Source organism: Oleiharenicola lentus (assembly GCF_051660365.1).
In the GTDB taxonomy this organism is placed as follows: domain Bacteria; phylum Verrucomicrobiota; class Verrucomicrobiia; order Opitutales; family Opitutaceae; genus Lacunisphaera; species Lacunisphaera lenta_A.
Genome location: NZ_JBOZXB010000002.1, coordinates 193,098 through 205,558, shown reverse-complemented (window position 1 = coordinate 205,558; position 12,461 = coordinate 193,098). Strand labels below are relative to the sequence as shown.

Sequence of the window (12,461 nt, the reverse complement as noted above, 5' to 3'; positions counted from 1 at the left end):
CCACCTTTAGAAAAGTGAACTGAAATATAGGGGCGAGAAGGTATGAAACGGGTGAAAGGCTTGTCAAGCCCCGCGCCTGATTCTGCCTTTCAGCCACTTGCGCGAGCCTCCCGTTCCAGCATCCAGCCGAGCAGCCCCTGCGCCCAACCGTGACAAACTGGCTGACCCCGTCCGGTCACCCCCAGTTTGGGCAACGCTCCGCGCACCTTCGCCGGCACATCACCCAGAAACCAGTGAAACCAAACTGCAAACACGTCAGCGTCGGGCTTTGCAGCCGCAACGAGTGGCAAGAAGCCATCGCACACTAAATTGTCAAATCGCGTGCCACCCATCACCCCGCCCGCCAGGTCCGTCGCCAGCTTTTCGTGCAGTTGGCCCAACTTTAATTCCCTCCGCGCCCGCGCACTCGCCAAACTATTTACCGGCAGCACGCTCAACTCGCCCGCCATTGCCAATAAAGGCTCCGGCCAATCCGGCACTGCGCGCGTCCACTGATAATACTGGCGCAACCGCGTGCGCGGATAATTGGCCGGTCGCACGCCTTGGAGTTTCCACGACTCGCGGTTCTCTGCGAACACGGCATCGGGATCAATCGCGCCACCCGCCCACTCCGCCAACGGAAATTGCGCCGCGACCATCAGCATCGCCGCGCGGTTATGCCGATACCCGAGAATCTCCAGCGCCGTATGATGCGCCGCGCCCGCGAACCCGAGTTTCTCGACGCGCAATTTCGCGAAATGCATTTTCTGCCGCCACCGCTCGACCGCTTTGCGCTGCAACAGCTGCTGCAACTCCCCCGGCGCCAGCGATGCGAGTTCGGCAAAACGCTCCCACTCGTCGCGCTCGGTGATTCCCTCCAATGCGTCGTCAGAAGCGTATTCCTCCAAATCGCGATGCAAGAGCGGCAACAGCACAAGCGTGGGAATTTCTTTTCCCGCAAAATTCAGCGCGGCTCGTTCGCCCTGCCCCAACGGAAACAAGACCACGTGCAGCGCCACGTTATCATAAGCGTGATCGCGCGCATGCCCGTGTGCCGCCCAATCCGTCGTATGGAAATGCACTTCGACGTCGCCGGTAATTTCACGCCCAGCGATCACCAACCGCGCTCCCCGAAAATCCGGCCCGCCTAATAAATTCCATGCGCCGAGCGTGCGGATTTCCAAGCTGCGCCCATCCGCCAACTGAAGATCTCGCCGCGCGAAATCCCCGCGCAGCCAGATCTTTTGCACGACCCGTTCCGTAATCGTGAACGGCCCGTAGAGCCCCTGCATCTCCGCCACCTGTTGATGATTTTTTGCCATGCGAAAAACAACTCGCGACGCATGGCCCTGCGACAAGATGTGTGCGTTACTTTCTCCAAAACACTTCCGACCGCGAGACGAATTCCGCGGATTTCGTGCTTCCGCCAATAGATTGACACGATGCACATTCGCCCTTTCGTCGGGCTATCGATTTCGGAGGAGTGGCTGAGTGGTTTAAGGCACCTGACTTGAAATCAGACGTGGGCGTCAGCTCACCGGGGGTTCGAATCCCTCCTCCTCCGCCACCGCATACGCCTCCCATGTTCGCCCCTGGCATTGGCCGCTTATTCGTCCTGCTCGCAGTCTGCGCCACAAGCCTGGCCCGGCTCTGCGCCGAAAGTCCGACACCGCCCTCGCTTCCGATCCCTTCCACGCAACTGGGTAAAAAAGCCTTCGAGTCCACCGCCACCGAACTGCGCCGCCCGAGCCGCGAGGAAATCGCGCGCCACCACGACCAGCTTTTCATGCCCCTGCAAGGCGAAGCCGCGGCCATCTCCCCCGATGGCAGACACGTGGCTTACTCCGTCCGCTCGGGCAACGAAGTATCGATCATCATCCGTCCGCTCCCGCTCGACTCAACTTGCGCCGCCAGACTTGTCGTCGCCTCCGACGAATCCACGGCTCCCTCGAAAATTTTCCAATCGAAGCAAGCGCGCGTCACCTGGCTGCGGTGGTCGACCAACGATCGCCTCATCGCTCAAATCAACGCAGGCAAAATCATGGGCACAGATGTCGATGGAAAAAACGCCCGCGTCCTGCGCATAGCTCAAGCCGCCCCGACGTCTGTGTCGCGAAAATCGAGATTCGAAATGATCTCCACCCCACTCAACTCTGCCGAAGCCGTGTGGCCCGACGATCCGCGCAAAATCGTCATTCGCACCGAGCGTCTGACCAACTTGGAGGGAGACATCGAACACGCGTATGCTCTTCTCGATAGTTACGACGGGGCGACTACCTCGCTTTCGAAAGAAAAAGCGGAAGCTGCCATAAAATCCAGTTCAAGCCTCCTCCGCGCAGCGTGGCCCGACGCACGCGTCACGTTGCAAAATAATCTCCCAGGCATGAAGATCGACATCGTCGCCAGCGACCCGACGGCGCGGCTTTTTATCTACACGGCCCAGCATCTCGCAGACGCGGGTGAACTCGGTTTGCTTGATCGAAGCACCAACACCGTCGCGACGCTCACCCGACGTTCCACCAACGATGGCACTATCGCGCCGCATGTCACTTCGGTGGTTGATCTCACCACACCCGACGGCGTCCGCCTCGCCTGCTCAATAACGCTGCCCAAACACCCGCGCACCAAGCTCGCTCCGCTCGTCGTGATCTGCCCATCAAAACCTGGTGAACGCATGCTTCTCGATTATCGCCCCGAAATTCAAGCGCTGGCCGATGCCGGTTTCGCGATTGCCGAAGTCGAAGGCTACGGCGCCTCCCACCACGAGCGCGTGAAGATTGACGACACGGACGCTCCCAAGCAACTCGCCACCCTGTTTCGCCTCATCAATCACCTCACCGAAAATTTTTCCGTGAATCCGAAAAGTGTCGCCCTCATCGGCGAAGCTCACGGCGCGCAGCTCGCGCTCCGCGCCATCCAAGCGCGCCCGAAACAATTTCGCGGCGTGGTGTTTATCGATCCTTGGACTTATTCGATGAACTGGACCGACGCCGCCGACACGCGAGCCAAGGCCGACCGTAATCTCGAACGCCCGGCCCTCCTCTTTAGTTTCCGAAAAAAACGCGGGAATCACGAAGGAGCACTTCAGCGTAATGGACTTCCCGTTACCACGCATTACCTCGAAAAAATTTATGACCGTCAGTCCATGGGTGAAGTCCGCCCTGTGTTCATCCTGATCACTGAATTTTTCTACGAGCACCTTTACGATTACACCGCTTCAATCGGGCCGACGAAATTCCTCGAAGATCCGCCGGAGGAGCCACCTCAAGCCAACCCGCCCGCCGCACCTGAAAGTTAAATTTAGAATAGCTCCGCCGACGCCCGCGCCCACCATGAACACGTCCGCTATTGAGTGACAACCCACTGATGACTTCCCCCTCACCCCACGAGCCCATCATCCTCCTCGATCCGCATCCGCGGAAAATCAGCCGCATCTTCGACGATGCGACCAAACGCCGACTCGAAAAAATCGCGACCGTGCTCTGGCACGACGGCTCGCCTGCGTCCGCGGGACACCTTGATCGTTATCTACCGCAGGCCATCGCGCTCATCGGCCAATCGCCACTCGATAAAGCGCGCCTCGACCGTGCGCCCAACTTACGAGCGGTGCTCAACGTCGAGAGCAATTTCTTGCTCAACGTCGATTACGCGGAATGTGCGCGCCGCAATATTCCTGTATTGTCCACCGCGCCGGTTTACGCGCAACCCGTCGACGAACCCGGCCGCACCACGCCCAACACTTTGCTCGCCGCGCACCGCCTCGGCAAGGAATTCAAAGGCGACAACCATGACTCGTTTCTCCTTCACGGAAAACCGCTCGCGATCATCGGGTATGGCAATCTCGGTCGCGCGTTGCACCCGTTGCTCAAAGCCTTCTCGCGCGAAATTCTCATTCACGATCCGTGGATCAACGACTCCGTCATCCGCGACACCGGCGCGATTCCCGCGTCGCTCGACGAGTGTTTTTCCCGTGCCCGCGTGGTCTTCATCGTTGCCGCCATTACCGACGAAAACGCCGGCAAAATCGGCGCGCGCCAATTCGCCCGCATGCAACCCGGCAGCGTCGTCATCCTCGGGAGTCGCGCCGCGCTCGTGAATTTCCCGGAACTCCTTGCCGCCGCACGCAGCGGACACATTCGCGCTGGCATCGACGTCTGGCCCGAGGAGCCGATTCCCGTCGACGAACCCGGCCGCACCACGCCCAACACTTTGCTCGCCGCGCACCGCCTCGGCAGCGTGCCGGAAATTCAAACGCTCATCGGCCAATTCGTCGCCGACGACCTCGAAGCGATCCTTGCTGGTCGCGCGCCTTCACGGTGCCAACGCGCCGATCCCACCACGGTCCACCGCCTCCGCAGCATCCCCGTCGGCGCCTGGTCGCTCGCCGACACCACACGGAAACCTCAATAGTTTTGAATCACGGAGACACCGAGCTACGGAGAAAACAGCCCTCGTTTTTTTGCCCCATTTTTGACCCAAAAGTCTTTCTCCGTGATCTCCTGTTCCAACCCATTAGGCCGATCCTTCTCTGGGTCTCCGTGCCTCTGGGGTTAAAACTAATTCAGCTCTCCCACTCAGCATGAAAATCCTCTTCATCGGCGGCTCGGGCGTCATCAGCCGCGCCGTCACCCTCCAAACCATCGCCGCAGGGCACGAACTCTGGCTTTTGAATCGCGGCCAACATCGCCAGGTCGAAGGCGCGCGCTCGCTCACTGCCGATATGACCGACCTCGCTAGCGTGCGCGCCGCCCTGCACGGCCACACGTGGGATGTCGTCGTGCAATGGATCGCGTTTGGCCCCGAAGATATTCAGCGCGACGTCGAACTCTTCCGCGACCGCACGCGCCAATACATTTTCATCAGCTCCGCGAGCATCTATCAAAAACCGCCCGCGCCCCCCAATCTCATCACCGAAGCCACGCCGCGCGAAAATCAGCATTGGGAATATTCCCGCAAAAAAATCGCCGCCGAACTCGCGCTCGAAGCGGCCCACGCCGCCACAAATTTCCCTTACACGATCGTGCGCCCGTCCCTCACCTACGGCGACGACCAGATTCCACTCGTGCTCAACGCGTGGCAAAAACCATGGACCATGATCGACCGCCTGCAACGCGGCGCTCCACTCATCATTCCCGGCGACGGCACCTCGTTGTGGACGATCACGCACAACACCGACTTCGCCGCCGGCCTCATCGGCTTGTTCGGCAATACCGGTGCGATCGGCGAAGCCGTGCACATCACCTCCGACGAAGCGCTTTCGTGGAATCAATATTTCGCGATCACGGCCGACGCCGCCGGCATCACCTCCCCGAAGTTTGTGCACATCGCTTCCGATTTTATTATTGCCTGCGTGCCCGCCGTCGAAGGCACGCTCCTCGGCGACAAAGCCATTTCCGCGGTCTTCGACAACTCGAAGCTAAAACGCCTCGTCCCCGGCTTCACCGCAAAAACTCCCTTCGCCACCGGCATCCGCCGCACCCTCGCCTGGTTCCAAGCCGACCCCGCACGCCGGCAAATCGACGGCGAATTAAACCAGCGCTGGGATAAACTCCTCGCTGCCTACACCCGCGGCCTCGCCGCCGCGAAAGCCGAGTTTCCTTAACCACGAATAGACACGAATTCACCAAAACTCAAAACCCGACTGATTCAGATTTTTACAGAAGGAAACAAAGGTAACGAAGGAGCCACTCAGCGACGCCTTCATTCGTGTCCCGTGCATTCGTGGGTAAACCATTTCTCCATCTGTGTGCATCCGTGTCCATCTGTGGTTAAAAATACCTCGCCGGAAACTCCCTGAAAATACCGACGACGACACCTTCGTAGTTCACCCCACGGTATAAAAACTGCTGAATGCTCGCATGAAACTTCTTCGCCTGCTGGTTTGCTCGCTGTTCTGCGTGGTTTCGCTCACGTCTCTGGCGCACGCCGCCACGTCCGCTGAACTTAAAGCCGAAGTCGCCCGCGATATCGATGGTATGAAGAAGCGCATTCAGGTGATGAACGACACCGTGTTCAGTTTTGCCGAGCTCGGTTTTCAGGAAACAGAAACGTCCCACTACCTCACCACGCTCCTCGAAAAAGAAGGCTTCACGATTACGCGCGGCGTCGGCGGCATGCCGACCGCGTGGGTCGCCTCGTGGGGCTCCGGGCGTCCGGTGATTTCACTCGGCTCCGACATCGACGGCATCCCGCAAGCCTCGCAAAAACCCGGCGTCGCCTATCGCGCACCGCTGGTCGAAGGCGGGCCCGGCCACGGCGAAGGCCACAACTCCGGCCAGCCACTCAACATCGCCGCCGCGCTCGCCGTGAAGCGTCTCATGGAACGCGAAAAAATCTCCGGCACGATTCGTCTGTGGCCCGGCGTCGCCGAGGAATTGCTCGGCGGCAAAGCGTTTCTCGTGCGCGCGGGCGTCTTCAAAGACGTCGACGTCGCGCTCTTTTCTCATGTGGACAACAACCTGGGCGTCTCGTGGGGCACGGCTGCCGGCACCGGCCTCGTGTCCGTCGAATACCTTTTCAAAGGCGAGAGCGCCCACTCCGCCGCACAACCGTGGAAAGGCCGCAGCGCGCTCGACGCCGTGGAGTTGATGAACGTCGGTTGGAATTACCGCCGCGAACATCTCCGCCTCGCCCAGCGTTCGCACTACGTCATCACCAACGGCGGCGACCAGCCCAACGTCGTGCCTTCAAACGCCAGCGTGTGGTATTATTTTCGCGAACTCGATTATGCGCACATCAAAGAGCTCCGCGCGATCGGCGACGCCATGGCGCAAGGCGCAACGTTGATGACCAACACCACCGTGACCGCCCGCGTGCTCGGCTCGGCGTGGCCGCAACATTTCAGCAAACCCGTCGCCACCGCGATGGACGCCAACATCCGCGCCGTCGGTCTGCCCGAATGGAGCGACGCCGACCAGCAACTCGCGAAAGCCCTCCAAGGCGAACTCAAGGCTCCCATCACGGGCCTTTCTATTGCGCTGAAACCGATGCAGGGGCCGACCGCCGACGAAGCCCGCACCGGCGGCTCCGACGACATCGGCGACGTTTCGTGGAACGTGCCGACCGTCACGCTGCGTTATCCCGCCAATATCCCGAATCTCCCCGGCCACAACTGGGCCAATGCGATCGCCATGGCCACGCCCATTGCGCACAAAGGCGTCACGGCCGGCGCGAAAGTCATGGCGATGACGATGATCGATCTCCTCACCACGCCCGCGCTCGTCGACGACGCGTGGAAATATTTCCGCGAAGAACAAACCAAGACCGAGAAATACGAACCACTCATCGCCGAGTCCGACCAACCGATCGTCACGCTCAATCAAAAGCGCATGGGTGAATATCGCGCCGAGTTGAAAAAATATTATTACGACGCCTCGAAATACGACACCTACCTCGAGCAACTCGGCATCACGTATCCAACCGTGCGAGTGCCAGCCAAGTAGGCGGGGCCTTACGCCCCGATCGATGAAAACACCAAACACTGATTTAACCACGACGGAGGCTTAGCGGAGATGGCGAAGCAATGGACACGAATTCACACGAATGACTGATTCAATCCTGGCTCAAATAATTTAACCACAGATGGACACAGATAAACGCAGATAAAGACTCGGTCACTCATTCGTGTCTCTTCGTGTTCATTCGTGGTTCAAAAAATCAGTCTCCCTCTTCTTTCCGTCATCCGTGTTTATCCGTGTCCATCTGTGGTTAAAAACTCTGCTCATTCGACTTCTTCCCATGCGTTCTTTTCGAAATCTCCTTCCGTGGTTCTTGATTGGTGCGATCGTTTCGGCGCCACTGCTTCGCGCCAAAACCACATTTGATCTCACCTCCGCCTCGATTGCCGACATCAACGCCGCGTTCGACGCCAACGCGCTGACCTCAGAGCGGTTGACCGAGCTCTTTCTGAAACGCATCGACGCCTACGATAAAAAAGGCCCGATGCTCCGCGCAGTCATCGCGCTCAACCCGCAAGCGCTCGACGACGCCCGCGCGCTCGATGCCGAGCGCAAATCCAAAGGCCCGCGCGGCCCCTTGCACGGCATTCCCGTCCTCATCAAAGACAACACCGACGTCGTCGGCATGCCGACGACCGCCGGCTTCTACGTGTTGCGCGACAACGTCGCTACCACCGACGCCGAGCAAACGCGACGCCTCCGCGCGGCCGGCTGCGTGATCGTGGGCAAAACCAACTTGAGCGAATTCGCCAGCGGTCGCGCGATTTCCACGCTCGGCGGCGAGATGCATAATCCCCACGCGACCGACCGTTCACCTGCGGGCTCGAGCGGTGGCAGCGGCGCGGGCATCGCGGCGGGTTTTGCGGTGTTCGCACTCGGCACCGACACGGGCGGCTCGATTCGCGGGCCCTCCGCCGCCAACGGCATCGCGGGTCTCAAGCCGACTTTCGGTCTCAACGGCCGCGGTGGCATCATCCCGCTTTCGCTTTCACTCGACACTGTCGGTCCGATGGCGCGCCACGTGCGTGATCTCGCAGTGGCATTAAATGTGATGGCCGGCGTCGACGTGCGCGATCCCGCGACCACCGGTGTGTCGCGTCCCGCCGTGGATTACACCAGCGGATTACGCCGCGACGCGCTCAAAGGCACGCGCCTTGGCTTGTTGCGCGATTACATGAAACGCGACGACGGCGTCGACGCGGTCATCGAAACCGTCGTCGCCGTGCTGAAAGCGCAAGGCGCGGAAGTTGTCGAAATTACGCTGCCGAAATACGTCATCGGCGTGAACGCCGGCCTCTACCAAGCGATCCGCAATCCCGAGTTTCGTTACCAAATCGAGGCCTATCTCGGGTCGTTGTCGCATGAAGGTTATCCAAAGACGCACGCGCAAATCATCGAGCTCAGCGAGAAAATCAAAGACGGGAACACCGACGGATTTTTCCGGAACCAGAACCGCCTCGACTCCTACGGTCGCGAAGCCAAAGCCGGCACGCTCGAGGACACGCCTTACCTCAGCGCCCTGCGCGACGGTGCGAAAATCGTGCGCGAAAATCTCGAGTGGTTTTTGAAAACGGAAAAACTCGATGCGTTCATCGTGCCGACCTCAAGCACACCGGCGCGCCTGATCAAAGACGAGCAAGGTCCGCCCGTCGAGACGCCCAACGGCTCCCCTGGCCACCTCGCGAACGTCACCGGCTGGCCCGACCTGATCGTCCCCGCTGGTTTCACGAGCAACCCAAAACTTCCCGTCGCGCTCTCCTTCATCGGCCCCGCGTTTAGCGAAGCCAAACTCCTCGCCCTCGGCTACGCCTTCGAACAAGCCCTCCCTGTCCGCGCGTTGCCTGTCACGACGCCCCGCCTCGACGGCGAGAAGTTCGAATATTGAGGCTTAATCCCTCCTCGGAAAGATTTCACAGAAGGCAACGAAGCGAACGAAGAATTCCCGATTCCAATTTTCGACAAGAGCACGCAGAGGACGCCGAGAAATGAATGCCCTCAACCAGACTCTTCGTTTCCTTGGTTATCTTTTGTAAATTAAAACGTCTGCGCTGCTCTCGAAAGGTAGGGCCCGATCTCCTAGCGGGCCGCCTTAAAGCAATCTGTTGTTCGGCCTGCCCGTAGGTCAGGCCCTAACGCGATAAAATCATAGACCAGGCGATTAAAAGTCACTTGGTCACTTCGATGATCTTACCGTCATCTGGTTCGGCGCTCGCTCCACCGTATTGAATCGATGTCCTCACTCGTCGCTATGCGCCTACCCCGCCTTTGCTTTATTCCCGTCTGGTTATTGCTCGTCTGCGTTGCGCTCAACTCCGCACGCGCGGCTAATTCCGCAGTGATTCATTCCGGTGTCGCGTGGTTCGATCAACACGGCAACACCGTCAGCGCGCGCGGCGCGGGGATCGTCAAGGATGGCGAACGCTATTATCTCTTCGGCGAATTCAAGCAGGATCGCGGCAACGCGTTTTCCGGCTTCAGCTGCTACTCGTCCGCCGATCTCGTGAATTGGAAATTCGAGCGCCTCGTGTTGCCCATGCAACCAGACGGCCGCGCCGGGCCCGATCGCGTCGGCGAACGCCCGAAGGTGCTCAAGTGTCCCACGACCGGCGAATACGTCCTCTTCTTCCACTCCGACGACGCGCGCTACAAAGACCCCGCCGTCGCCTACGCCACGAGTCCCACCATCGACGGCGAATACACGTTTCGCGGGCCGCTGCTGTTCGACGGCCAGCCCATCAAGAAATGGGATATGAGCGTCTTTCAGGACGACGACGGCGCCGGCTACCTCGTCACGCATTCCGGCAATCTTTTCAAACTCGCCCGCGACTACAAAAGCGTCGTCACCCAAGTCGTCCGCGACATGACGAAGGGCCACGAGTCGCCTGCGATTTTCAAACGCCACGGACTCTACTACTGGCTCGGCTCCGGTCTCACCGCGTGGGAGCGCAATGACAACGATTACTACACCGCCACCTCGCTCGCCGGCCCGTGGACGCATCGCGGCCATTTCGCGCCCACCGGTTCACTCACTTGGAATTCGCAGACGACGTTCGTGCTGCCCATTGTCGGCGACAAAACCACCACGTGGATGTTTCTGGGCGATCGTTGGGCGCATCCGTATCAAAACTCCGCCGCGACCTACGTCTGGCAGCCGCTCGCCTTCGATGCTGCAGGCAATCTCTCGCTACCGCAATTTCACTCGGCGTGGCAAATTGATCTACGCTCCGGTCAGTGGCTACCCATCGCTGTGGCCGCCGAAGGCAAACTGCTCGAACTCTCCGCGCTCGGCAACCGCCTGCGCCATTCGCCCGAGTGGACCACGCACACTGACCAAGCCGGCTTCACCGATCTGCGCGCCGATGCCAAAGATGCGAGCCTCAGCTTCACGTTCACCGGCACGCGCGTCGGCCTGCACAGCGTCGCCCGCCCCGACGGCGGTTTCGGTCGCGTCGAAATCAAAGACGCCCACGGAAAAATTGTCGTGAGCACGATCATCGAAACCTACTGCCTCTACGCCGAAGCCTCGCTCAAATTCCTGAGCCCGTCGCTGCCGCGCGGCACTTATACGGTCACAGTCACGCCACTGGGTGAACGTTTTTTCTGGCAGGCCAAAACGAGAACCTACGGCAGCAACGGCAATTTCGTCTCCGTGCAGAAAGTCCTAATCGTGGATTAATGTAGGGCCTGACCTCCGGGCAGGCCGAATGACGTCGCGAACACTAACGGCCCGCTCGGAGATCGGGCCCTACCAAACTTAAACTTTTGTCCGCCTAACTACATGTGGCCCGTTTTTCCATTGGAGAAATCTAGGCCCAACGCAACGATCTGCTCATAACTTCAACTCTCCTCCCATGATTATCTGGCAAGGTTTCGGATTCATCGTCCCCGTGGTTGGCATCGCCTCAACGGTGGTCACGCAGGTGCTCGTCAACGCAGTCGCCCAAGACAGATTTTACTACCAGACGCACCTTTGGCCCCAGCTGGCCGGCATCTGGTTTACTGCCCTCCTCATCTACGGTCTCGCGCGCCGCCTTGATTCCCGTCCTGGCAACGTGGTGGTCGAAAAAGACACCGGCCAGGAAATCGTAGTCAAACCGAGGCACTCCTTCTTCTTCATTCCCATGAAATACTGGGCCGCGGTCATCGCAGTTTACGGTGTGGTGTATTTCTTCAAACATTAAGCACAGAGTGATCGCATCGCCAGCGACACTCTTTTCCTGCATTGCTAAAGGTAGGGGCAATTATCCCTGACTGCCCTCTCGTAGGGCCCCATCTCCGAGCGGGTCGTTAGGATAAGCGAAGCAATCGGCCTGCTCGGAGAGCACGGCCCTACCACACTTCACAGCCTTTGCTGATCGCTGGCAGTTGAACATTTGCCTGCGAATTCTTCGAAGAAAGAAGCTCGCAGGACAAACACCGGGCGGCGAGCACGCCGCAACGGTGCATCACTTAACTGCGTTAATGCCGCCATGCTTCGCCCCTTCTTTCACGAGCGCCATGGCAGCATCTAAATTCAGATCTTCGAGCTTCTTGAAATTGATGCAGCTACGGCCGGTTTTCACTTTGCCGAGATTCTTAGCGTTTTTCTCGACGAGATAACCTCCCTCGCCTCCAACACAGATGTGCAGCGCATAACCGCTTTTGCCCACGGCGAGCCCGACGGTAAACCACTCGCCTTCGCGTCCGCTCGCCGAGCGATACTGATATTTTCCGTAACCGATAACCGGCGTGCCCATGCCACCCGTCACATACGGCGCCAGCTTCGGCACCGCCTTGCGGATAGCCTTGTGGATAGCGGTGACCGTGGCGCGACGATCATCAGGCAAACTGGCGAGGAACTCGGTAACGCTGGGGGCGGCTTTTGTGGGCATGCGAGCATTCAGACATTTCAACGCAAAGGCGCAAGGACGCGAAGCTCAGCCCATCTCCCAATTCTTTTAACCACGGATCACACGGATATTCACGGATAAAGACTCTGGCCAAACCGTTGCCTCAATCCGTGCCATCCGTGCAATCCGTGGTTAA

General features: G+C 59.3%; 9 protein-coding genes and 1 tRNA gene. 8 read left to right on the top strand and 2 right to left on the bottom strand.

All coding sequences use genetic code 11. The features are described from left to right. Positions 1-89: 89 nt before the first annotated feature. Positions 90-1,301: a DUF2851 family protein gene (locus ACRRQW_RS15660; protein WP_438482538.1), complete on the bottom strand. Its 1,212-nt coding sequence runs from the start codon at positions 1,299-1,301 to the stop codon at positions 90-92. A 155-nt stretch (positions 1,302-1,456) separates the two neighbouring features. Between ACRRQW_RS15660 and ACRRQW_RS15655 the strand changes: the two genes are divergently transcribed. The 8 genes from ACRRQW_RS15655 (at position 1,457) to ACRRQW_RS15620 (ending at position 11,617) form a co-directional block, all read left to right on the top strand. Further along, positions 1,457-1,546, top strand: a tRNA-Ser gene (locus tag ACRRQW_RS15655). A 15-nt stretch (positions 1,547-1,561) separates the two neighbouring features. After that, positions 1,562-3,277, top strand: a complete 1,716-nt coding sequence (locus ACRRQW_RS15650; protein ID WP_438482537.1) for an alpha/beta hydrolase family protein — start codon at positions 1,562-1,564, stop codon at positions 3,275-3,277. 68 nt (positions 3,278-3,345) lie between these two features. Next, positions 3,346-4,389 carry an NAD(P)-dependent oxidoreductase gene (locus ACRRQW_RS15645; RefSeq protein WP_438482536.1) on the top strand — a complete coding sequence of 348 codons (1,044 nt, stop codon included), beginning with the start codon at positions 3,346-3,348 and terminating at the stop codon, positions 4,387-4,389. Positions 4,390-4,558: 169 nt separating this feature from the next. Then, complete coding sequence (locus ACRRQW_RS15640) at positions 4,559-5,581, top strand: NAD-dependent epimerase/dehydratase family protein (protein WP_438482535.1); 1,023 nt, start codon at positions 4,559-4,561, stop codon at positions 5,579-5,581. 256 nt (positions 5,582-5,837) lie between these two features. Next, positions 5,838-7,421 carry an amidohydrolase gene (locus tag ACRRQW_RS15635; protein WP_438482534.1) on the top strand — a complete coding sequence of 528 codons (1,584 nt, stop codon included), beginning with the start codon at positions 5,838-5,840 and terminating at the stop codon, positions 7,419-7,421. Between the two features lie 295 nt (positions 7,422-7,716). Beyond that, a complete protein-coding gene (locus tag ACRRQW_RS15630; RefSeq protein WP_438482533.1) occupies positions 7,717-9,321 on the top strand; it encodes an amidase family protein in 1,605 nt (534 codons plus the stop codon). 345 nt (positions 9,322-9,666) lie between these two features. Next, on the top strand, positions 9,667-11,112 hold the full coding sequence (locus ACRRQW_RS15625) for a family 43 glycosylhydrolase (RefSeq protein ID WP_438482532.1): 1,446 nt from the start codon (positions 9,667-9,669) through the stop codon (positions 11,110-11,112). Between the two features lie 175 nt (positions 11,113-11,287). Then, the gene (locus ACRRQW_RS15620; protein ID WP_438482531.1) at positions 11,288-11,617 is read left to right on the top strand and encodes a hypothetical protein; all 330 of its coding nucleotides are present in this window, start codon (positions 11,288-11,290) and stop codon (positions 11,615-11,617) included. Positions 11,618-11,881: 264 nt separating this feature from the next. On the opposite strand, the gene ACRRQW_RS15615 is transcribed toward ACRRQW_RS15620, so the two are convergent. Further along, positions 11,882-12,307 carry a DUF1801 domain-containing protein gene (locus tag ACRRQW_RS15615; RefSeq protein ID WP_438482530.1) on the bottom strand — a complete coding sequence of 142 codons (426 nt, stop codon included), beginning with the start codon at positions 12,305-12,307 and terminating at the stop codon, positions 11,882-11,884. Positions 12,308-12,461 lie beyond the last annotated feature (154 nt).